Source organism: Streptomyces winkii (genome assembly GCF_032248595.1).
Taxonomy (GTDB): domain Bacteria; phylum Actinomycetota; class Actinomycetes; order Streptomycetales; family Streptomycetaceae; genus Streptomyces; species Streptomyces winkii.
Genome location: NZ_JASTTH010000002.1, coordinates 426,032 through 448,514, shown reverse-complemented (window position 1 = coordinate 448,514; position 22,483 = coordinate 426,032). Strand labels below are relative to the sequence as shown.

The following is a 22,483-nucleotide window of genomic DNA, read 5'->3' as shown; positions in this document are numbered from 1 at the left end:
AGCCGTCTCACCACCTGGGTGGACAGGTGCGGTAATGCTCCGTCGGGTCAGTGGGCCGCAGTGGCTTCACCGGCCGGGGCGCCCCCACCGAGGGCAGGTGGGGGCGGATGCGATCGAAGACCGCGCGCACCGAGCCAGGACGCTTCTCGGCTGCGAGTTCGACCATGGACAGGGCGAGTGGCGCGAACGGGCCCGGCACCAGCGCGAGTTGGTGTGCGGGCAAGACCACTGGAACCTCGGCAAGGAGCCCGGCTCTCGACCCGTCGTAGGGAAGCCGCATGACGGTCAACTCCAGGAGCAGACAGCCGAGGGCGAAGATATCGGCCCGTGCCGTCACCCCGTCGGGGTTCGCGTCGAGCTGCTCGGGCGGTGCGTATCCGATCGTGCCGCACCCGAACCGGGTGCCTTGGCCAGCCCGTATGGCGAGTCCGAGGTCGAGCAGCCGCACCCGCCCGGAGTGCTCCACCATGATGTTCTCGGGCTTCAGGTCACGGTGGACGAATTCCTTGCGGTGGATTTCGTCCAGGATTTCGCAGAGCTGACCGACGATCGAGGCCACGGTGGCCACATCCTTGAGCGGTCGGAATTTTTTCATCAGGTCGTACAGCAGGACGCCCTCGACGTATTCCAGAACGATGCAGCGCCGGCCGCGGTAGTCACCCAACCCGAACAACTTCAGCGTTCCGCTGCGGCCCTCGGAAATCAGGTGGCTGTAGACCCCTTCTCGGGTGAGTTCTCGCGCCAGGTCTGCAAAGCACCGCTCCGATTCGAACTCCCGCTCCCGCTGCATCTTGATGGCCACTTGTTCTTCGGTCCTCAGGCCCCGGCCGAGGTAGAGGTCCCCTTGGGCGCCTCCGCCGATGTGCTCGATCAATTCGTAGTGGGCCTCGATGTTGCCGAACCTCTTGATCCGCTGCGCCACGGCGCCTTCCTCCCGTTGTCGTCCTCACCCCACCTGACATCGGAACGTGTCAGCGAGAGGCCGGTCTCTGCAGATACGGAGTCATAATGTCCAACTCGTGGCTTCCCCCGAACGGGGTCCGCCGAGTCTCCAGCGTCGTCAAAGTGTCGGTCGGCATGTTCAAGGGAGGAGACTTCCGCTGTCCGGCGGCCGATGCGCTCAAAGCGCGCGGCTACCAGCCGGTGAGTGGCGGCCGCCGACGCCAGGAACGGTTGGAGCAGTTCGCCTTCGGTCCCTTCATGGCCGCCTGTGACGCCCGCTACCAGGCTGGAGATGAATTCACGGAGAAACCTCGGCCCGAGAAGCCGATGCATGACGGCCTGCGCCAATGGACGGCGCACGCGATGGAGAGCTACGCCGCCGCTTTCCCGGACGACCCGGATCTCTTGCTGTCAGAGGTGAAAACTCCCTGGCGTTACAGCCACTTGGTGACCGCCCCGGGGTCCCGCGCCGGGGACGAGTACCACCTGACGGTCTGGGGCCGGTGCTTGCAGTCCCGTGACGGTACGGTGCGCGAACTTCGCCTGCCGGTCAACCGATTGGGACGGCAGCCGCCACCGGACAGTTTCGTCGCAGCGGCAGCTCTGGTGCTTGCGGAGGGCTCCCCGGGTCCACGACCGGAACGGGTGCGGATCATCGAGTTCGCATTGCTGGACGGTAAGGTCCGCCGGGTCTTCGACGGCACCCGGGAGGAGGCGCTGGTCGCCTACCGGAGGCACGGTCGCGCCGCGCTGACCGCGCTGCTGCACGGCCAGGAGTACCGCCCGGGTGCCAACTGCGCGGACTGCGTCTACGCATCCGTCTGCCCAGTGCTACGGCGCGCACCCGGGCTGCTGGGGATCGATGAGCCGGGACGGACCAGACGCTGGTGGTCCGTCACCAACGGCCGCAACTACAAGGCTTGTCCAGCTCGTGACCAGATGCGCCGACTACATCTTCCGGCCGCGGACGACGTCGAGCACGCGGCGGCGGTTGATCGCGGTCGCGCCGTGCACGCCTACCTCGCCGAGCGTCACGGATCTGGCTCGCCGCGGCCGTGCACGGTGAAGGTTCCCGAGCAATGGGTTCCCGAAGGGTTCGAACTGCCAGAGCCAGAGCGTGCACTAGGCGCGAAGCTGCTGCGCGGCCACGCCGCCGTGTGCCCAATGCGCCTGGTTCGGGACGCCACCGATGTCCGCAACGAGCCGCGAGTGGTGCGCCACGACACGGCGGCCGACGTGGTGGTGATCGCCAGGCCCGATTTGCTCTACCGAGAAGGCGGCGCCTGGGTGTGGCGCGAGACGAAGACGGCTGCCCGCGACAGGCCGTTCGAACGCCCGCTGTTGAAGCACTTCCCGCAGTTGGCCCTGGCCGTGTTGCTGCTTGCCCGGGGAGATCTAGGCGGCACGCCGGGCCGTGCCCGGATCGAGTTCGAGGTGCTGCGGCCGGGCGGGGCCGACCTGGAGATCCTGGACCCGTTCGTCCCAGAAGTGCAGGCCACGGCCGGGAGGGTTGTGCGCGAACTCGTCGACCGCTGGATTCACGACGAGGACTACGCACCACGCCCCGGGCCGACCTGCGACCGCTGCGAAACAGCGCGCTGGTGTACAAGCGGCCCCGCGCTCCAGGCGGCCCGATGACCTCGGAAGGGATTATCCGAGTCCGTGAACTCGCCAATGTACTGGTTGAGTTGGGAGAGGAGGCCGGTCTCAGGTCTTTTCTGCTGCCCTACCCGTCCGCCGCACAGCGAGCGCTGGACCGAATGGTTCTGCACTGTCTCGGTCACGGTCAAGTACCCCCCAAGGGGCTGCCTGAGCTCTTCGAGTGGTGCCGCCACCGGTCAGTCAGCGACCGGACATTTGAGATCCCGCCCGCACTGATCTTCCCGGAGGCGACCCTAGTTCACCCCGTGGGGCTGCTGCCCACCCGCACCTGCTTGGAGCTGGCCTCCGCAGGAACGGACGGCGGCCCCGAGGAGGCCGCTCGCGACTTGCTGACCGAACTGGCGGGCCGGTGCGGATCGGAGGAGCGGTTTCACCGCAGCCGACAGTTTCTGGCGCTCAATCCGGTGGTGTGCCAAGGGGACCGCTTCGCGCGTGGTCCTGGCAAGAGAAGCTGGAGCAAGGAGATCTGGTCCCGGGTCAAGGACCTTTACCGTCCTCTGCCGAAGGCTCTGACCGCCGAAGGCACCCTGCTGCGCTGCGGTACCTGCCGGCTGCCGGCCCTGCTGAGCGGCCGCCGCGTACCGGATCGGAGGACGGCGGTGTCCGGACCGGAGACCTGGTGCGAGGGCGAGACCTGCCCCTCCGGGATACCGATGGACCTGATCCGTACGACGGACGGCGTCCAGCTTCTGGTCAAGCCGCTACGGAACTTCCTTTCGCTTCCTTTCCGGTTGGAGCAAGCGGTGCTGGCCGATCTGGATCGTGCGGCCATCGGCCACCAGGCCCTGCCGGGCGAACTGAGCGCGTACCAACTCCAAGGCATCGGATTGTCGTTCCGCCGGCTGCACATCCACGACCGCGTCCAACCCGCGCTTCTGGCCGATCGGTTCGGGAGGTTCGGCGACGCCACATCCCCGGTCGCGGTGGTGGTACCGGAAGAGCTTGCGCGATCCGCCCGATACCGGGCGGCTTTCTTTCAGGCGCTGCCCGACCCGGACCAGGTCCTGCTGACCGGGCCGGTCGATCTGGTCGCCCGGCTCCGCGGTGAACACGCCCTCAGCGAATGTGCCCTAGACGAAACTGGGATGAGAGGAGAAGGCGGTGCGCAGTCTGACACCGGTCCTGCATGAGACGGTCCGCGACCTCCAGAGATACACGCGATCACAACTGCCGGGACCTACCGCGGAGTTCCTCTGCCAGGTCGAACTCGGCCTGTACCTTCAGCATCGGCTGATGCCTGACGCCCCGGCCTCCCAAGCGTGGGTGTTGTTCAGCGGATACGGATTCGCCAGGGCCTATCAGGTGCCTCTGCCGCCGGACGCCGACCGCACCCTCAAGGTCGCCAGGTACTCGCTCTGGACACTGGCACGGCGCAGAGCCTGGCGGGAGGCGTTGGAGCGCTACCAGCGGCTGGACCCGGCGCTACGGGGCTACGACGTGGCGCACGCCGATACCGAGGCAGTCCGCCGGGAGGTCTCGGTGAGTACGGAGCGATGGCGGGCCTACGACCAACTCCTCTTGAAGGCACCGCCGTTGGCGGGTCGGAGGCTTCAGGCCGCCGGTTCGGGGCCGCACGCCTTCACAGTCGGCCGTTCGCTGGCGATGGTCGACCTCCCGGAGGTCTCCCCGGCCCCCTTGGTGGCCCATGATGTGGATCTGGTCCCGGCCGGCAAGGGCGAGCCGTTGACCTTCCGACTGAAGGACCTGGAGGCTACCGCGGCCACGATGGACTCCGTGGACCGGCGTCATGGCAAGACGAAGGACATGAGCTGGGTGGGACGGCTGCGGGCATTCGAGATGTCCACGCCGCAGCTCGGCGTCTTCCGGCGGTCCGACGAGTTCACCGTGGAGGGGATACAGCACCTGCTCGGCATCGTCGGCGCGGGCAAAAGCACACTGCGGGACATCATTGCTGTCCACCTGGCCAGGCGCCAGAGGCGGATCACCGTCGTAGTCTCCGACGTGGCCGAGGTCCTGAAACTGGTGGAGCTCTACGACCGGTACACCGATGGCGCGGCTGCCCCGGTGCTCGGCTCGTCCGGCCGGGAACGCCACACCCAGCGGCTCCACCGCCGCCTGGCAGGGCGCGGCGAACACCGGCTGCTGGCACATGACGACCCGGCCTTCGCCTACCTGGGGACATCCTGCGTGCTCAACCTCAAGCTGCGCGGCGGCAACGGCGAACCGCTCGCCTTCGGTGAATCGCCGTGCACCCGGCTGCGCCCACCAGCCGATCCGCGGCGGCGCACCAAGCGGGCCCGAACCTCGGATTGGCAGAAGCAGAGCCTGGCCTGCCCGTACTGGTCCGCCTGTCCTCGACACCACGGTTCACGGGCCCTGGTCGGGGCTGCCATCTGGGTTGCCACGCTGCCCAGCCTGATCGACTCCGCGCCACCGCACTCACAGAACGGGGAACGCATCCGCTACCTCGAACTTGCGTGCCGACGCAGCGATCTGGTGATCGTCGACGAAGCCGATCGGGGCCAGATGCAACTCGACCAGATCTTCGCCCCCGCGGTGCTGCTAGCCGCGGACGAGGAGCGGGGACTGATCGACTGGTTGAGCCGGCACAAGATCCGTGAACTCGCCGTGAGCGGTCGCACCCAGCTGTCCGACCGGGACGTGGCGATCTTCTCCGCGGCGCTGAACACCGTAGTGGCGGCGACCGACCGGCTGCACGCCATGCTGGTGACCCAGTACCCGTTGCGCCGCTGGGTGGGGCGTAGCTACTTCAGCGCCTGGAAACTCCAGCTGGACATTCTCAGCGAGCGCTTTCCCCTGCCCGAGGACGCTGCGGCGGACCACCCCCATCGCGCCTCGCTGGAAGAGCTGCAGAAGTTGCTCGAGGCCTTTCGCGACAATCCGTTCGGCGATCGGGCCCGGCGCACCGAGATGGATTTCTCGCACCTCACGGAGCTACTCAACGAACTGCTGCACACCGGGAATCCGGAACGAACCCGGGACCGGTTGCTGTCTGCCGTGACGTGCCTTCTCCAGCTCGACGAAAACTTCATGGCGGGGAAAGAGAAGGAGTACCAGGAACGGCTCGCCGTCTGGCAGTCGAAAACGGAGGCGCGGCGACGCCGCGGCAAGCAGGACGGCGATGAGATCCCACCGCCACAGACTCCCGCGCAGTGGCGCGACAGCATGGCCGACCGGTTCGAACTCACCCTCCTGCTCAGTGCCTTGGAACCACGCCTGGCCCTGATCAACGCCATGTGGCCGCGGGTCGAGGCCGCACTCAGTCTGGGCTTCAGCGAGATGTACCGGCGGCCGAACGACTACGGTCCGATGGTACCCGAGGCACCGATGGGCAACGTGCTCGGCTTCCAGTTCGTGGTGCACGGTGAGGACGGCGTAGGGATTCGCAGCGGAGAGCTGACCTTCTTCCGGTGCAGCGGAGTAGGTCGTGAACTGCTGAGGACAATGCCCGGTTTGGCCACGGTGGACGATCGGCCCGGCGCCCATGTGCTGCTCATGTCCGGCAGCAGCTGGGCGGGGAAATCCAGCCGCTACCACATTCAGATTCCGGTCGGTGTGGTGATCGAGCCACCGCCGAAGGTGATGAAACGGATCGCCGCCGAGAGCGAGATGCGCTTCGAGTTCATCGACGACGGGCAGGGAAAGCTGCGGCTATCCGGCAGTGACCCGGACGAGCGGCCGGCCAAACTGCGCCACATCGCGACCCGGCTCGGCGCCGGCGCGGACGACATCGAGGACGGCGGCCCCCTGGAGCAGGAGCTCCTGTCGCTGCCGACAGGACGTGACCAGATCCTCCTGCTGGTGGGCAGTTACCAGGAGGCGCGCCTGGTGGCGGACACCCTGCACAACCTCAACAAGCGGTGGCGAGACAAGGTGCTCTGCCTAGTCTCGGACGACGAGGAGATCGAAGAAGAGGAAACCCCGTCCACGCAGCGGGCCCGGACGCTGCGTCGCAGCGACGTCGAACGCCTGCAGCATCTCGAGGCGGACATTCTGGTGGCCCCGCTACTGTCAGTGGAGCGCGGGCACAACATCCTCAACCGCCAGGACGAGGCGGCAATCGGGACGGTCTACTTCCTCGCCCGCCCGAACCCGCATCCCGACGATCTGTCACTGGCGGTACATGCCGTCAACGACTGGATCGTACGGGCCGGCGAGGACGGCGGGGGGTTCGAGGACTGGGTCCGTAGCGGGGACACCCTGGAGGCAGGCGCGGAGGCCGTCCGCCGGGAGGCGAGGTCGTGCTGGTACAGGGTGCTGCAACGGTCCATGGCATGGAGCCACCTCGCCGAGGACCGCGAACAGGTCACCTGGGACCTCCTGGTGCTGATGTGGCAGGTCATCGGTCGACTCGTGCGCGGCGGAGTTCCGGCCCGGGTGGTCTTCGTGGACGCCGCGTTCGCCCCGAACCGTGCGTCGTGTCCGCCGACCGCGGACACCGCGCAGTCCAGCCTCCTGCACAGCATCCTCACGGTCCTCGACCCGTACTTCCAGGACGGTGCGACCCCCATCGAACACGAATTCATCGTCCGCGCCCTCTACCAGCCGCTGTGGCGCATGCTCGGCCACTGCCTGGCACAACCGCTCCCAGCGCCTTGAGACGGCGATAACCGCCGAGCCGATTCCCTCTCCCCTGGAGTACGCCATGTACCACGCCATCCGTACCGTAGCCTTCGAGCCGGACCCCGAACACGGCCCCTGGCCAGAAGATCTGCACGTTCTGCGACTCGGCGAGGACCTACATCACGAGTTGACGCGCCGCCAGGAGCGATCCCGCAGGGGACGGCCGTACCTCCCCATGGGCCGGCTCCACTCACTGCTGCGTGCCTGGGCGCCGGGAGTGCTGGCCACCGACCGTAACGCCGGTGCGGACGGTCAACTGCCTTGGCTCTACGCACGAGAGCCCGTCCCGCGCAGGGTCCTCGCCCCGCTCATCGGCACCTGGGCTGCCGCTCTCACCGCCGACCAGGATGAACTGGACGACCTAGAAGAGGAGTTGTGGTCCGAGGACGAAGCGGCGCGGCTGTGCCTGCCCACGTGGGAGACCGAGCGGATCGACCTCACCGAGACGTCCCTGTCTCCTGGCGGCACCGGCGAACCGCCTCGCAGGCTCTACCGCCTGCTCCCTGAAGCGGTTGCCTTCCGCCTGGCCAGCACGCCGTGCCGCACCGAAGGCGGCATTCTCCGCTTCCGTGTCGTGAGTTCCGGAACCGGCGGGGTCGACCTGGTCTCCTGGCCGCCCCTGCGGTACGAACAGCGCAAACAGACCTGGTACTACTCGGCCCGCCTGACCGTCACCGTCCATACGGTGCCGTTCGCCCCGCGGTTCCGGGTCCATGTGGCCACCGGAGTGCGCCGCTGGGCCACCCTCCTGGACATCCCCCGGTGGAAGCTGGGTGGGGCGACCGTACTGCTCGACGCCCCGCTGCCGTGGCCGGAAGGGCCGGACCAAGACTACCGGCTGATGGTCAACACCCTTGGGTACGACTGGAGTTCCAAGGAGATCACCTGGAAGCGGCGCAGCCCTGCTCTGCTCCTTCCTGACCTGGACATCACTCGCCGGTTCCCGGAGCCGGAGGAGCTGTTCACCTCGCCCGAGAAGTGGCTCAACGGACGCCAGGAGGTCGCTGCGGGGATCGTCTACCACCCGGTACTCGGACCACACGAGGTGGGCGCCGGACTGATGCCGCGTGAGCGGGCTGGACTGGACACGTGGATCGAACAGAGACTCAGCCCCGTCCTGCGGCGGGTGGCGGACCTGGGCCGGGTCACGCGGCGGAACACCCCTTCCCTGCTCCCCCGCTCTGCGAAGCAGAGCGAGCCCGGCAGCAGGGAAGCCCAGCGGGCTCTCGCACGCCAAGCTGCCTTGAGGCGCGCCCTCGACGGACGCCCCCTGGACGTCGAGATCCTCTGGCAGTCACCGCAGACCAGGGACGCCCTCCTCGCCGCCCTTCCGAAGGTGATCGGTCTCGCGCCGGGGAGCAGGACCGACGTGGACGGCGTGACCAGCTGGACCGCTGACGGCGTCCGGATCGCGGTCCGGACTCGGCCTGCCGGAGAACTGGCGAGCGCCCTGCGGCTCTCCCCCGACCGCAAGCGCCGCCCCGCCGTCCGCCTGGCGGACGCCATGACGCAGCGCTGTGCGCTGGTGGCAGAGGCGGATGGCAGCACACACCGCGGCGTCGGTTTGGTGATCGCTGAGATTGCCGGGAAGGCGCACTTCGCTTCGGTGCCCGACTCCGACCCCAAGCACGCGCTGCGCCTGGCCCACGGGCGGCAAGGGAGGCTCACCCAGTTCATCAATCTGCCCGAGACCGGGACAGCGGCGCTGGAGCACCGGGCCGACTGGGCCTGGCTGGACGCCTTTCGGCAACTCGGCGCGATCAGGCCGCCCGCCCACCGGGCCGGTGCCGACATCCCGGGGGATCTGCAGTACGCCGCACTCTGGCTGGTGCGCTACTCGAAGGACGGCCCCACTCGGAACCCGGCCCGCCGCTTGGTGGCGGTGCGGGTCCGGGCCGACAGCGGCTCGGGGACTGTCGAGGGCTGGGACGCGGGGCGGACCGAGTGGGTGCCCTACCCCGACATGCTGCTGTCCTTGACGGAGGCCAGCAGCATGGCCTCCACAGACCTGGAGCGCGAGATTCGGATTGTGCTGTTCCAACTCCGCGACCGACCCACCTTGTTGCTGGTGAACTCGGGAAACATGCGGCAATGCTGGCCGCGCCTTCGCAACGGAGCGCTGACACGGGACATGCTCGCGTTCGGCACTGATCCGCAGCAGCACCTCACCGCCTACGGGAACGACTTGCGGATGGTCTTGGTGCGTGACGAGAACGGGCGGGGCGAAGTACCCGAGTGGTACGCCCATGACGCGTCGGCCAGGATCGGCTTCTCCGAAGGCATCTGGGCGCTCCCGGACGACCCTCACAACCGAGTCTTCGCCAGCACGGCCGGCACCCCGCCCACTGCGGCGAGGCCGAAGGGGCTGATGAAACTCGCCCCGGCCCCAGAAAGCCGGACCGCCCCCAGGACGACGGCCTGGAACCCCCGGCTCCTCGAAGTCACGGTGCTCGGCTGTCGTTCTTCGGAACGATCAGCTGATCACCCCGTCGACTGGGCTACCCTGACCCACCAACTCCGGTACCACGACGACTACCCGCCGCTGGCTTACCCTCTCCCACTGCATCTCGCACAACTAGCGAAGGAGTATGTCCTCCCGCTTGCCCTGCGGACGGACCGGCGGGCAGAGTCCGGTGAGTCTGCGTCGGACGTTGTGTCGTAGTGAGCGGTGCTGGGCGCTTCTCCAGTGGCCGGGGCACTTCGATAGGACGAGCAGATTCTGCATATTGTGAGGCTTTCTTCCTCGGCCACTGAACTCCTGGATCACCACCGCGACCGCTCTCCAGTGTTCCGAGATGCACCTCGGGAAGCCGCCCTTGGCGTGGGGGCACGTGCGGTTCGTTCCACTTTGAGGGTTCGATCCCGCTCAGTCGAGGATCGTTGCGGTACCGCTCGGTATGTACGCCCAGCCGGGATGCCCTGGCCCTCTCGCTTCGCTTGGGATACGAGTACCTAACGATTGGCGAACCAGTGACCGACCTCGTTGCGCTTTGAGCACGGCAGCAGGTGCAGCAACGAAGTCAGCAACCTTGCCGACCGTCGGCGGCCGGCCGCAGGCCCCCTGTAGCCGTCACTCGAGCGACTGCTGCAATCTCTCCACAGTTGTTCAGTGTCAGAGTCCCGCGGACAGCCATACCTGACTACCTGTGAGCCCTCCGACGCCCGGTGCAAATCTGGTGCAAATGAGGATGGAAACAGGCGGTGGCCCGCGGAGCCGCCGAAGGCGTTTCCGCGGGCCACCTGAGCCACGCACCGTCGCGAAGACCGGTCCGCCCGGCCCTGCTCTCAGATGTCGAAGTACAGCTGCGAAGGAGCCCTGACCTGCACAGAGAGAGAAGTTTCAGTGGGCCGGTGCACAACGGGTGCACACCGTTCACCGGCCGGGGCAGGAGGCTGCCCTCTTCCGGCGTACCTCTGGACAAGGCCTGCCGGGTCAGGCAGCGGCTGTTGTGGCCTGGACACGATGGGCTGGTGATGGTGGGTCAGGTGCCAGGCGAGGGCGTCGGGACCGGCGTCCAGGCCCTGTTCCGTCGGCTGCCTGCGGAGCCCGACGATCAGTTCGACGGTCTCGTGCCGAGCGCGGTCGGTGAGGTCTTCGCCGCCTGGACCGCGGCTCGAAGGCCGCCTCGCCGTCGGCACGGTAGCGGGGAGAGCAGCTTGGAGACCCAGCCCTTGGAGACCGTGCGGGCGCGAGCGACTTCGGCCTGGGAGCGTTCCCCGACGACAACAGCGGTGACGATCAGTCTGGCCTTCGGCACACCGGTCAGGCTCTTGAACGCTTCCTGTCTCTGGAGACACCCGTTTCCTATGACCTGAGCGAGCGCACCGCCAGGGGCACATAGACCGGCTGTGTGGTGGCTATTCCTTGCGAGTGTGTTCGGCGGCGGCTACCCAGGTGACCACGTGTGCTCGGGTCTGCAGGTTCAGTCTGATCTTCACGGCTTCAAGATGGCTCGCGGCGGTACGTGGGGAGATGTGCAGACGTGCCGCGATCTGCTGGTTCGTCAGGCCCTGTGCGACGAGTTCGGCCACCTGCCACTGGCGGGAGGTGAGAACCGATTCGGGGTGGTCGCAGCGGCCCGGCGGCCAGGCGTTGTGCAGGGCGTAGCGGACGGCCTCGTCATGGCTGAGCTCCGCCCCGTCCGCCAGCGCGGCGGCGGCACGGGCCGGGGGCAGATCCTGGCTCGCTCGCTCCATGGCCTTGTGCACCATGTCCTTCCACCATGCGTCAGCGACCAGATGTGATTTCTCCCGGATCGTCTTCGCGCTGGAGAGCAGGCGCAGCCCGCGTTCGGGCTGGCCGTCGGTCATGGCGACGAGCGCCAGTCCTTCGAGGTTGTACAGCTTGCCCTCGGCGTCGACGGACTGCATGGTGAGCGCCATCGTGAAGTACTGTGCGGCCTCTTCGAATTGCTGCCGGGTGATGGAGACGCCGGCGGCGGTGTGCAGGGTCGCGCTGAGCGCCTCGGGCGCGTTGTCGCCGTCAAGGAACGACAGCGCCTCTTCGATGTGCCCGGTCGCCTCGTCGGCCCGGCCGATCATCAGCAGCTTCCAGGCGAGGCGGTTCAGGACCATCGCGAGGAGTGTGGGCTGGTCCAGTGTGCGGAGCAGCTCCACCTGCCGCTGATATATCTCGAGCGCCACGTCGTGCTCGCCCAGGCAGCTACGTACTCTGCTGAGCGCACCGAGCGCGCGGACGATGAGCGTGGGATGCTCTCGGCTCTGGGCGATGCCAAGAGCTTCCTCCGCGGGGGCGACGGCGTCCGCGTGGTGCCCTCGTCGGCAGAGTGCGTCCGACAGCACGGTGGACAGGCAGGCGCGTCCTACCGAGGGGGACGGGTGGGCTGCGAGCAGCCTCTCCGCGAGCCTCTCGGCCTGGCGGGGAACGCCGCGCCTGTTCCAGCAGGACGTGAGCGCGGCGGCGAGGAGAGGTGTTCGCGGATCGCCGAGACGTTCAGCGGTGGTGACGGCGTAGTGCAGGTTGTGGCGTTCCCGGTCGAGTTGTCCGGCGAGGTCGACGGCGGGGTTGCCGGTCCACAGCAACAGCCTCTCCGAGAAATCCGTCATCCAGGCCAGCAGCCGCTCGTGCACTTCTTCGGACTCGTCTGCCGCGTCGAGGCGTTCCCCGCCGAAGACCCGCAGTGACTCCAGCATGCGGAATCGACCCGTGGCTGCCTGGTCACTCACCAGCAGGGACTTGTCGGCCAGGGCGGTCAGCAGTGACCAGACACGGTGTCCGGACAGTCCGACACCGGCGCACAGAGCCGTCGCCATTGGCTCCTCGAAGCCGCCTGGGAGCACTGACAGCCGACGGAACATCTGCTGCTGCTCCGCGTCGAGCAGGTCGTAACTCCAGCTTATTGCGGATCGCAGGCTCTGGTGGCGGTGCGGGGCGGTGCGCAGGCCGCCCACCAGCAGGTCGAGCCGCCGGTCGGCGTCCTCCAGCAGACGGGTGGGAGAGAGGAACGCCGTCTGCCGCGCGGCCAGTTCGATGGCGAGTGGGATGCCGTCGAGACGCATGCACACCTCCGCGACGGTTTCGGCCATCGTGTCCGTGAGGGCGAAGGATGGTTGCACCGAGCGCGCCCGGTGTACGAACAGTTGGACGGCGGCGCCGGAGCGGGCCGCGGTGCCCCTGCCAGATCCGGGTACGGGCAGGGGTGTGACGGGGAAGACGGTCTCACCGGTGATCTGCAGAGCCTCGCGGCTCGTCGCCAGCACGCTGAGCCGGGGACATCGCTCCAGTAGCGGTTCGACGAGTGCAGCGCAACTCTCGATCACATGCTCGCAGTTGTCCAGCACGATGAGGGCGGACCGGGAGCCGCAGCCGTCCGCGACGGCATCCTCGACAGAACCGGTCGGAATGGATCCGCCAAGGACGGCCGACGCGACCGTGGGCGCGACCAGCGAGCCATCCGACAGGGGCGCGAGGTTCACCCACCGCACACCACCACCGTAAGAAGCGCGGATCTTCGCGAGGCATTCCAGCGCCAGCCGCGTCTTGCCCACGCCACCCGGACCGGTCAGGGTGATCAGGCGGCTCTTGGCGAGTAACGGACGCAGGTCCGCGAGTTCGCGTTCCCGCCCCACGAGCTGGTCCAGTACGGCCGGGGGATCGCCGTCCTGCTGGCGTGGCGGCGCTCCTGGGGAGGTGGCCGGGGCGTCGGCGAACGTGGGCTGTCCGGCCGCGTCCGCCGGTCGTTCTCCCGTCTCCGTGTTCGTCTCCGTGGAGGCCGGGCCGCCGCGGTGCTGTCCGATCGCGAAGACACCGTGTCCGGAGTTGAACTGCCGGTGCAGCGTCATCGCCGGCATGTCGAGTGTGACGGCGAGCTGACGCCAGGTCGCTCCCCGCTGCCGGGCACGTGCCACAGCGGCTCGCAGGGCCCAGCCACTGGTTCTCTGCAGTTCGGCCAGTACCGAGGCCTGATCCTTCCCGCTTTCGCCATTCGGAGATGTCCGCGCCATTACCTCCAGGCGCACCAGGCTGCGCACAAGAGTGCGGAGGGAAGCGGAAGCATCCTGCTCATGACTCACCACCTCATCGTGCATGTGGCCGCGAAGTGGGCGGAGTTCATGGTGCTGGTGTGACAAGAACCAGGACGGGCTCTGTGTGAGAAGTCGAGTGGTCTTTGATTCCGATCTTTTGCGTTCCGTTCTGCTTGTGTGGGGGTGCTATCCGTCATGCGGTCTCCGTACCGGATCGGTACACCCCCGGCGTCCGGTAACGGCCGGCCAGGTCGTGCGGGTGCGGATTCGTACCCCCTCATCGCTGCACGATCTGCCGATGCACACTCAGTCAGCAGCCGGTGAGGATCGAAAGACAGGTGATGGGGCAGATCACTTTGGCGCGTAGTCCACACACTTCGGGCCGAAGAAAATGACTGTAGAACCCAGAGATGACTGCGATGAGCCAGACCATTCAGATCCACGGCGCAGAGGACACACAAGCGCGGCAAGCGGGTCGAAGGCGGTCGGCGTCACCGGACTGGGGGCAGACCTCCAGCTGCCGAAGACAGCCCACCTGAAACGCTGCCACAGATTCTGTGAACCTCGATATCGACCGGGCTGGTCGCGTCGGGCAGTACCCGACGCACGGGCGCACGGGCCCACGAGCAGTGCGAGCCGCGTGCCTTCCACCAAGACCACCGGGGTCACTTACCAACTCCCACGAGAGTTCACGTACAGCCGACACCGGTGAGCGGTGTGGCCTGTCCACGTGAACCTGCCCCTGAATGAGGAGCTCTGAGTCCAACTCCCATGCGTGATGTGCTTCTCAGTGTCCCTGCTCCCACGCCACCGCGTCGTCCGTCGCGCATCAGAGCAGGTCGTCAGCCCCAGCCGGCCCAAGAGCAACGTGGGCGCGGGTTGGATACCAATGCGATGGCGGTGCTCGGTGTGAGCGCGGTCGAAGAGAAGGTCTACCGGTACTTCCTCCGCAAGCCGAACACCCCTGTTGAGGAGATCCACGCGGAGCTGAACCTCGGCAAGGAGTCAGTACCGGACTGTGTCGACAGGCTGCTGGACCTGGGCTTGCTGCGCATCATCGGCGGATGTCGCATGATCCCTACCGATCCGGACATCGCCATCGCGCGGCTCGCGGACCAGCGACTGGGAGCGCTGCACAGCGAACTCCAGCGGGTCACCGGGTGTCGGCAGATCGCCGATTCGCTGCGTACCGAGCAGAGTTCACGGACTACCGCCTCGTGTGACGTCGAACAGCTCACGGATCTGGCGGAGATGCGCAACCGGATTGACGACCTCGCCTTCTTCGCGCGGGAGGAAGTGCTCTCGGTCGAGCCTTACGAGGAATTGCAGCCGGAGAGCATCGAATACGCCCGCCGCCTGGACCTGCGCTGTCTGCGCAGGGGAATCCGGCTGCACATGATCGTGCTGCGCGCCGCGCTCGATCATCCCCCAACAGCCACCTATCTGCGCGAACTGGCGGGCCAAGGAGCACAAATCCGGGTGGTCGACGAGACCACGGAACGCATCCTGGCCTACGACCGGAACGTCGCCGTGGTGCCCGTGGATCCCGCGGAAACGTCACGCGGAGCGTTGATAGCCCACGAGAGCGGGTTGGTCTCCAGCATCGTCGCCCTCTTCTGGCGGATCTGGGAACAGGCCGGGGAACTCCCGGCCAGAGACGAGGAGTCAGCCGACGAAGCGCTGATCGCCGCGACCAAGCGGGAGGTTCTCATGGCAATGTGTTCGGGCGACAAGGACGAGGCCGCCGCACGGAGCATCGGCGTATCGGTGCGTACGTTCCGGCGCAAAGTCGCAGCCGTAATGAAGCACTTGGGGGCTGACAACAGGGCACAAGCGGCACTGTTGGCCCGCGAACGGGGCTGGATCTGAACCCGGGTCAGCCCATGCCCTCCGCCACAGTCGGCTCGGGTGCCAGTGAGGGCGTGGTGGTTGTGCCGAAGCGTGTGCGCAGTGCGGATTGTGCGGCCAGGTAGCCGGACATGCCGTGGACGCTGGGTCCTGGTGGGGTGGCGGCGGAGCATAGGAAGAGGCCGGGTAGCGGGGTGCGGTAGGGGTCGATGCTGAGGGTGGGGCGGGCGAGGGACTGGGTCAGGGTCATGGCGCCGCAGCCGATGTCGCCGCCGACGTAGTTGGGGTTGTAGGTCTCGTAGCCGGCGCCGGTGACGGAGCGGTGGGCGAGGATGGTGTCGGTGAAGCCGGGGGCGTAGTGCTCGATGCGGGAGCGCACGAGTTCCGCGGGGTCTCTGGGGTCGCCGTTGGGGACGTGGGCGTAGGCCCATACCGGGCGTTTGCCGGGGCGTGCGCGGCCGGGGTCGGTGACGGCTGGGTCGACCAGCAGCACGAAGGGTTCCTGGGTGGGTATGCCGCGGGCGGTCAGGGTCTCCTGGTGGGTCATCTGGGCGTGGGTGCCGCCGAGGTGCACGGTTCCGGCTCTCCCGACGGTTGGGTTGGCCCAGGGGATGGGTTCGGTGACCAGGAAGTCGACCTTGGCGGCGGCCGGGCCGTAGCGGTATCGCTTGAGGCGGCGGGTGTAGCGCGGTGGCAGTCGGTCCTCGGCGAGGGTCAGTAGTCCTTTGACGCTGGTGTCCAGCAGGATCGTGTGGGCGCTGGTGAGCTGGTCCAGGCTGGTGACGGGGCAGTTGGTGTGGAAGGTGCCGCCGTGCGCGGTGATGTCGGCGGCCATGGCCCGGGCGATGCGGGCGCTGCCGCCGCGTGGCAGTGGCCAGCCGGTGCCGTGGGCGAGGTGGCCCAGCAGCATCGTGACGGCTGCGGAGGCGAGGCTGGGGAGTTTGCCCATGGCGTGTGCGGCGACACCGGTGAGCAGGGCGGCTGCTTCTTCGGTGGCGAAGCGGGCGGCGCCGAGACGGCTGGCGTGTACCGGTATCCGGGTGGCCAGTGCCAGTGCGGCGGCCGGGTCGTGGGGCAGGGTGCGCTGGCCGGAGAGGATCAGGTCCACCACGCCCTGGCTGTGGTTCAGCAGGGGCTGCATCAGTGTCCGCCAGCGTTCGCCGTCCGGGCCGAGTTCCGTGCAGGTGGCGGCCAGGCCGTGGTGGGCGAGTCCGGCCCGGCCGCCTTCCAGCGGGTGCGCGTAGGAGATTTCCGGGTGCAGGAGTTCCACGCCGCGGGTGGCGAGGTCGAACTCGCGGAAGAAGCGCGAGGCGGCGGCCATGGGGTGGACGGCGGCGCAGATGTCGTGGGTCACGTCGTGCTCGAAGAGCGGCTGGGTGCGCAGTCCGCCGCCGATGGTGTCGGCCGCCTCGTATAGCTCCACCCTCAATCCCGCCCGGGCCAGAGTCACCCCCGCCGCCAACCCGTTGGGCCCAGTTCCCACAACCGCCACGTCGGCGGAGGTCATACGGTGCCGCCCACCGGTTCCGGGAACTGCTGACCGGCCTGGACGTCCGACGTGCCCTCGGCACTCTGCGGCTGGAACGCGTCCGCATCCGGCCTCAGTTGCTGCGGCGGGGGCTCGAACGCCTCGTAGGCCGCGTGCTGCTGCCCCAGTCGCGGACTGACCGGCTCGCCCACGGGCCCTGACTCGGCGTGTAGCTGGGAGCCGGCGAGACGGCGGTAGAGGTCGTCCCGCTCCATCAGATCGTCGTGGACTCCGGTGGCACGGACCCTGCCGTTCTCCAGCACGACGATCTGGTCCGCGTCGATCACCGTGGAGATGCGGTGCGCGATCGCGACGACCGCGCAGTGCCGGGAAATCCGCTGGAGCACATGTCGGAAGTCCCGCTCCGAGTCGGAGTCCAGATGGGAGGTGGCCTCGTCCAAGAGCATGATCGCGGGCTTCTGCAGGAGCGTGCGGGCAATGCACAGCCGCTGCCGCTGACCGCCGGAGAGCCCGCTGCCCTGATCGCCCAGATCGGTGTCGAGTCCTTGCGGCAGACCTCGGACGACATCCGAGAGACCGGCCATCTCCACGGCCTCGCGGATGTCGGCCTCCGCGGCCTCCGGGTTGGCGTAGGTGAGGTTCTCCCGGATGGTGCCGCGCATCGTCGCGCTGTCCTGCTGTACGTAGCCCACCAGTCCGCGGACGGTGTCCAGGGGCAGTGCTTCGATGTTCTGGCCGCCGAGCAGGATCCTGCCGCCGTCCAGCCGGTAGAAGCGCTCGATGAGCTGGAACAGGGTCGTCTTGCCCGCTCCGGACGGGCCGACGATCGCGGTCAGCCCGCGCGTCGGCACGTGGAAGGACACGCCTGCCAGCGCGTGCGCCTCCGTGCTCTGTCCGTCGTACCCGAACCGGACGTTGTGGAACTCGATCGCGCCCCGGTCCTGGATCAGCGACCCGACGAGGGCGGGCTGCTGCTGGACCCGTTCCTCCTGCCCCTCCTGGGGCAGTACGGCCAGCCCGTCCACCCGCTGTACCGCGGCGCGCCCCTGTACGAACTGGCCGATCGCCATGAAGAACAGCACCAGCGGCGACACCAGGTGGAAGAGGTACATCACAAAGGCGGTCAGGTCAGCGATCGACATCGCTCCGCCGGCCACGCGGGTCATCCCGACGCCGACCACGATGGCCAGCGCCGCCTGGGTACCGACGTTCATGGACGGCATCAGCAGCGCGTTGTACGCGTTGACCCGGATTCCCGACGTACGGGCGAGGTGGGCCTGTTGGCCGATCCGCAGCAACTCGCGGTCCTCCGCACGGGAGGCCTTGACCGTGGGCAGCGCCGAGAGCACGCGCTGCACATCGGTGCCGAACACACCGGTGTCCTCGCGGTTCTGCACGGCTACCTGCCGGAGTTTGCGGGCGAGGCCGATGGACACCAGGCTGGCCACTGCCAGACAGGCCAGCGTGATCAGCATGAGCCAGATGTCGATGGCGAACATCAGGGCGACACCGCCGATGATCGTCGCCCCGTTGATGACGAGCTGCGCCAGGCTCTGCGAAAGCGCGATCCTCACCAGGGAGGTGTCGGTCACCGTCCGGGTGAGGATGTCGCCCTGTGGCTGCTTGTTGACCGACGACAGTTTGGCCCGCAGCAGCCGCTCGATCAGTATCCGGCGGACGTCGAAGACGATGTTCTCCCCGGTTCGTCCGATGGCGTAGGCCTGGAGTGAGGAGAAGGCGGCGTCCGCACAGAAGAGTACGACGAGCAGAGCGATCGGCCCTGCGAGCGACTGGTCCAGCTCGGCAGTCTGGATCAGCTTGCCGATGGCGTAGGGCTGGGCGAGCGAGGCGACCACACCGAGTAGTCCCAGCAGCATGCCCGTGATCAGCAGCGCCCGGTGCTGAAGAGAGACCGTCCAGACCGATTCCGGCTTGCCGCAGGTCGCCTCCCAGGTGGTGCGGTCGGTCTTGCGGCTGTGCCGTCCGCGGCCCCGCCGACGATCGGTGTACCGCGTGGCTGTCATTGCGGGCTCCTCCCGGAGTTGGTGGTCGTGCTTCGGTGGCTGCTGGATTCCGCGCCGGGCTCGACGGCCGTCTCACCATCCCGTCAGGGCACCTCGTAGACGGCGATGTACATCGCGCCGCGCTCGTCGTATGCCGTGCCCTGCCAGTCCGACCAGCGGTGAACCAGTTCCAGCCCGCACACGGTGGCGTAGCGGTCGACCTCCTCCGGCGGGATGAGCCGGTTGACGTCGGAGGCGATGCGGAAGCTGTTGTCCTCGAACCAGACGTGGGACGACTGCCACAGACCCGTGTCCTTCTCGACCGACCAGGAGGTGAGCAGCCCGGTGTTGGGGTCGGGGTAAGGAGCGAAGGAGGTGAAGTGCCCGCTGTCCTGGCTCATCGCGAGGATTCCCGGGGTGTTGAAGTTCTCGATGACCAGGCGGCCGCCCGGTGCGACGCGGTGTGCGGCCCTGGCGACGGCCTGCCGCTGCTGCTCCGGTTCGAGCACCATCGAGAGGGTCCCGCACACCAGGTAGACGAGGGGATAACTGCACTCGTCCTCGTAAGTGCGCAGGTCGCCGTGGACGGCCTGGACCGGAGCGCCGGCGCGTTCCACGTCGCGGCGCAGTTCATCGAGCATCTCCGGGGAGGAGTCGACGCCGATCACAGCGCCGATGCGTTGCGCGAGCGGTATGGCGATCCGCCCGGTGCCCACGCCCAGTTCCAGGGCGGGACCGCCATCGGCCATGGCGGCGAGAGCCTCGGCAATCCCCTCCGCACCGGCGTTCTTGGGGAAGAGCTTGTCGTAGAAGTCGGCGAACCTGCGGCCGTAGCCGGGGTCGTCGACCTGCGGCGCGGCCTCGCTCTTCGTCATGCTGCGTGCTCCAATTGGTCTGCGTGACCAGCGTGATCGGCGTCGTCGGCGTGGTCCGCGGGGTCTGGCTCGGGCAGCCGGATGAAGGGCGAGATGAAGGAGTACTGCGGGTCCTCGGAGTCGTCGTGGCCGCTGTAGAGCACCACCAGGAACTGGAAGCCGGTGAGCGGGACCCGTCGCGGGCCGGACTCGTCGAGGTGCCGGATGACGAAGTCGCGAAGCAGCCGGTACGCCGCACTGTCGGCGACCTTCACATCCTTACGCCCGGTCAACCGGCCCAGTTCGCCGCACAGGTCGAAGACGGCCTTCTCCTGACGGCGTCCGGGGAACCAGACGGCGTGGGCCCATTTCCGTTTGTTGATCTGTGATGCCGACTGCCAGGCGGACTGCTCACCGTCGGCATCCAGCGTCCGGTACAGCAGGTGGTAGTCGTGCTGGGCCGGAGTCGGGGCGAAGAACCGCCAGTTGGGTATGAGCAGCCCGACCTTGTCGGCCAGCCGAAGCCGATCGAAGGCGGTGTTCGGGTGCTGGCTCAGCATCGTGATCGTCAGCCAGCTCGCGAAACCGAGCTCAACCGCCCGCCTTACCGCTTCGCTCGTGGTCCTGGGCAGCAACATCAGCGCACCTCCGGCGCGTCGGGTGTCGGGCGGTGCCCGCTCGTGCGGAGCCCGCCCGTGCGGAGTCCGATGGTGAACTCCCGGATCAGCTCTGCTACTTGGGCCGCGGGCTGTTCGTTCATCACGAGCTCGTCGTGCCTGGCGTCCTCGATCAGGCACAGGTCGCCGTCGGGCGACGTGCCAACGAGCTCCCGGTGCAGCTCGGCGTGGATCGGGTCCCTGGCGTGCGTGGTGGCCGCGGCCACCAGCCGGAGCGGTACACCGACCTTCGGCAGCACGCCGTCGTGGTTGAGGAACTCGGCGTGGGTCGCGCGCCATTCACGAACGGTGGCCTTCCACAGCTTCCAGTCGCGGAACTGGTCCAGAATCAGCGGCCGCATATCCTCCGGCAGCCACCGCAGCCAGGGAGGCGCGGCGAGCAGGCTGCCCAGACCGAGCCGGGCGGACTCCGGCATGAGCGCCAGAGCGGAGGTCAACACGTTGGCGCCGTCGGCCTGCACGCGCGACCGCAGCAGTTCGGCGGGGTGGCTGGGGTCCAGCAGCACAACGCCGGTCACCAGGTCGCGCAGCGGCTCGATCGCCCGTAGCGCGAGATGGCCGCCGAGCGAGTGTCCGACGAGTACCACCGGCCTGGAGGCGCAGACCCCACGGACCAGGTCGCGCAGGTCGGCGACGGCCGCGGCAAGGGAGAAGGGCTCCCCCAGCCGGTACTCACTTCGTCCGTACCCGGCCCTGTTGTACGCCAGAACCGGGTGGTCGCAGCCGAGCATGCGGCGTAGCCAGGTCCAGTGCTCCACGGTGGAGGCCAGGCCGGTCTCGCAGACCAGGACCGGCGACGAATCCGGTCCTTCGGCCTCGGTGAGCTGATAGGCGAGTACGTTGCCCGTGGACGTCTCGAAGAACGACTCGTCGCCCTGGCCACGCAGCACCCTGCGGTGGCGAAGCTGCTGGACGGTCAGCCCGGTCGCGACGACAGCGCTCAGTAGGCCGCCGGCGATGCGAGGGAGCGCGTCGTTGCGTACGGGGTGCATCGTGATCCTCGTGGTTGCGGTCATCGGCTGCCTCCGCCGTGCCTCGTGGAGTCGCGGCTCTGGGTGACGTAGAGGATCGCGGGGTAGGTCGCCAGGAAGGCCCACACGAAACGGCTCAGACCCATCACCCGGGCGTTGACCACGTGGAACGAGCCGAGTCCGGCGAGCATCGCTGGGGTGAGGCGTCCATTGGCGAGGAACACCGCGGGGAAGGCGCACTCCATGGCGAGTACCGCGTGCGCCAGCTTCCGGGATGCCTTGGGATAGCGCCTCATCAGGTCGTAGACCTTGCCGTCGCCGTAGGTCTCGGTGCGCATGATGCCCGGCAGGGCCTCGCCGGAGCGCCAGACGGGACTGGCGATCTTCACATAGCCCGAAGTGGCGTACGAGAGCGTGGCCTGGAGCGCCACGTACCACAGGCAGCTGTCGACGAGTGCGGGCTGCCGCCCGCCGATTCGGGCGACCATGGCCGCGGACTGCACGAGAAAGGAGAGTTGGTCCGATCCGTCGGTGCCGTAGTGGTGCCTCGGGTAGACGGCGACCGAGGTGAGGGCGAGGAAGCCGTTCGCGGCAGCGCGGTGGTGTCGACTGGTGCCCGGTACGAGCAGCGAGGCGCTTGCGAGTGCGCGGGCCATGTGGATCCACCGGGTGACGTCCGGCCTGGCGAGGAAGTCGAGCGCCTCGCGCACCTTCGGCGGTGCCCACGTGTAATTGTCCCGGGCCAGATCCCAGTTGTTCAAACCGCCTTTCTGGCGGTCACGTTCGGCTGCCAGTATTTCCAGGCTGCTCATGAGATATGCGGTCGCGCTGAGCTGTTCCGCGGCGGTCAGTGCGCGCTCCCGGCCTATGACCGGGGAGGAGAGTAATCTCCGTGCCGCAGAGGAGATGTTCATTTTTGCTTTTCCCTTTCCCTTCCCCGGCCATA

General features: G+C 67.9%; 14 protein-coding genes. 5 read left to right on the top strand and 9 right to left on the bottom strand.

Going from position 1 to position 22,483, the window contains the following annotated elements; all coding sequences use genetic code 11:
- Positions 1–7: 7 nt before the first annotated feature.
- Positions 8–922, bottom strand: a complete 915-nt coding sequence (locus tag QQM67_RS06300) for a serine/threonine-protein kinase (RefSeq protein ID WP_314172596.1) — start codon at positions 920–922, stop codon at positions 8–10.
- A gap of 86 nt (positions 923–1,008) precedes the next feature.
- Here QQM67_RS06300 and QQM67_RS06295 point away from each other — a divergent pair, with 86 nt between their 5' ends.
- The 4 genes from QQM67_RS06295 to QQM67_RS06280 are packed head-to-tail and all read left to right on the top strand — an operon-like array spanning position 1,009 to position 9,871.
- Positions 1,009–2,580: a PD-(D/E)XK nuclease family protein gene (locus QQM67_RS06295; protein ID WP_314172595.1), complete on the top strand. Its 1,572-nt coding sequence runs from the start codon at positions 1,009–1,011 to the stop codon at positions 2,578–2,580.
- Positions 2,577–3,734 carry a pPIWI_RE_Y domain-containing protein gene (locus QQM67_RS06290; protein ID WP_314172594.1) on the top strand — a complete coding sequence of 386 codons (1,158 nt, stop codon included), beginning with the start codon at positions 2,577–2,579 and terminating at the stop codon, positions 3,732–3,734. Before QQM67_RS06295 ends, QQM67_RS06290 begins: the two co-directional genes overlap by 4 nt.
- A complete protein-coding gene (locus QQM67_RS06285) occupies positions 3,706–7,185 on the top strand; it encodes a pPIWI_RE_Z domain-containing protein (protein ID WP_314172592.1) in 3,480 nt (1,159 codons plus the stop codon). Before QQM67_RS06290 ends, QQM67_RS06285 begins: the two co-directional genes overlap by 29 nt.
- A gap of 46 nt (positions 7,186–7,231) precedes the next feature.
- Positions 7,232–9,871, top strand: coding sequence for a pPIWI_RE module domain-containing protein (locus QQM67_RS06280; protein WP_314172591.1), 2,640 nt, complete (start codon positions 7,232–7,234; stop codon positions 9,869–9,871).
- Between the two features lie 892 nt (positions 9,872–10,763).
- On the opposite strand, the gene QQM67_RS06275 is transcribed toward QQM67_RS06280, so the two are convergent.
- Positions 10,764–10,967 carry a hypothetical protein gene (locus tag QQM67_RS06275; RefSeq protein ID WP_314172590.1) on the bottom strand — a complete coding sequence of 68 codons (204 nt, stop codon included), beginning with the start codon at positions 10,965–10,967 and terminating at the stop codon, positions 10,764–10,766.
- Between the two features lie 100 nt (positions 10,968–11,067).
- Positions 11,068–13,521, bottom strand: coding sequence for an ATP-binding protein (locus QQM67_RS06270; RefSeq protein WP_314172589.1), 2,454 nt, complete (start codon positions 13,519–13,521; stop codon positions 11,068–11,070).
- Positions 13,522–14,574: 1,053 nt separating this feature from the next.
- Between QQM67_RS06270 and QQM67_RS06265 the strand changes: the two genes are divergently transcribed.
- Positions 14,575–15,564, top strand: coding sequence for a helix-turn-helix transcriptional regulator (locus QQM67_RS06265; RefSeq protein ID WP_314172588.1), 990 nt, complete (start codon positions 14,575–14,577; stop codon positions 15,562–15,564).
- 7 nt (positions 15,565–15,571) lie between these two features.
- Here the strand turns inward: QQM67_RS06265 and QQM67_RS06260 are convergent, their stop codons facing one another.
- From QQM67_RS06260 to QQM67_RS06235, 6 genes are all read right to left on the bottom strand, one after another.
- Complete coding sequence (locus tag QQM67_RS06260; protein WP_314172587.1) at positions 15,572–17,050, bottom strand: phytoene desaturase family protein; 1,479 nt, start codon at positions 17,048–17,050, stop codon at positions 15,572–15,574.
- A complete protein-coding gene (locus QQM67_RS06255) occupies positions 17,047–19,056 on the bottom strand; it encodes an ABC transporter ATP-binding protein (RefSeq protein ID WP_314172586.1) in 2,010 nt (669 codons plus the stop codon). Before QQM67_RS06255 ends, QQM67_RS06260 begins: the two co-directional genes overlap by 4 nt.
- 83 nt (positions 19,057–19,139) lie before the next feature.
- Positions 19,140–19,910, bottom strand: coding sequence for a class I SAM-dependent methyltransferase (locus QQM67_RS06250; RefSeq protein WP_314172585.1), 771 nt, complete (start codon positions 19,908–19,910; stop codon positions 19,140–19,142).
- Positions 19,907–20,527, bottom strand: a complete 621-nt coding sequence (locus QQM67_RS06245) for a hypothetical protein (RefSeq protein ID WP_314172584.1) — start codon at positions 20,525–20,527, stop codon at positions 19,907–19,909. Before QQM67_RS06245 ends, QQM67_RS06250 begins: the two co-directional genes overlap by 4 nt.
- Positions 20,527–21,582, bottom strand: coding sequence for an alpha/beta hydrolase (locus tag QQM67_RS06240; protein WP_314172583.1), 1,056 nt, complete (start codon positions 21,580–21,582; stop codon positions 20,527–20,529). The genes QQM67_RS06245 and QQM67_RS06240 overlap by 1 nt, the downstream gene beginning before the upstream one ends.
- Complete coding sequence (locus QQM67_RS06235) at positions 21,579–22,451, bottom strand: hypothetical protein (protein WP_314172582.1); 873 nt, start codon at positions 22,449–22,451, stop codon at positions 21,579–21,581. Before QQM67_RS06235 ends, QQM67_RS06240 begins: the two co-directional genes overlap by 4 nt.
- Positions 22,452–22,483: the final 32 nt, after the last annotated feature.

Excerpts from the sequence above, each read along its gene's own strand:
- QQM67_RS06295 (WP_314172595.1), top strand. The coding sequence starts at position 1,009 with ATGTCCAACTCGTGGCTTCCCCCGAACGGGGTCCGCCGAGTCTCCAGC.
- QQM67_RS06290 (WP_314172594.1), top strand. The coding sequence starts at position 2,577 with ATGACCTCGGAAGGGATTATCCGAGTCCGTGAACTCGCCAATGTACTG.
- QQM67_RS06280 (WP_314172591.1), top strand. The coding sequence starts at position 7,232 with ATGTACCACGCCATCCGTACCGTAGCCTTCGAGCCGGACCCCGAACAC.
- QQM67_RS06270 (WP_314172589.1), bottom strand. The coding sequence starts at position 13,521 with ATGCCGGCGATGACGCTGCACCGGCAGTTCAACTCCGGACACGGTGTC.
- QQM67_RS06260 (WP_314172587.1), bottom strand. The coding sequence starts at position 17,050 with ATGACCTCCGCCGACGTGGCGGTTGTGGGAACTGGGCCCAACGGGTTG.
- QQM67_RS06255 (WP_314172586.1), bottom strand. The coding sequence starts at position 19,056 with ATGACAGCCACGCGGTACACCGATCGTCGGCGGGGCCGCGGACGGCAC.
- QQM67_RS06250 (WP_314172585.1), bottom strand. The coding sequence starts at position 19,910 with ATGACGAAGAGCGAGGCCGCGCCGCAGGTCGACGACCCCGGCTACGGC.
- QQM67_RS06245 (WP_314172584.1), bottom strand. The coding sequence starts at position 20,527 with ATGTTGCTGCCCAGGACCACGAGCGAAGCGGTAAGGCGGGCGGTTGAG.
- QQM67_RS06240 (WP_314172583.1), bottom strand. The coding sequence starts at position 21,582 with ATGACCGCAACCACGAGGATCACGATGCACCCCGTACGCAACGACGCG.
- QQM67_RS06235 (WP_314172582.1), bottom strand. The coding sequence starts at position 22,451 with ATGAACATCTCCTCTGCGGCACGGAGATTACTCTCCTCCCCGGTCATA.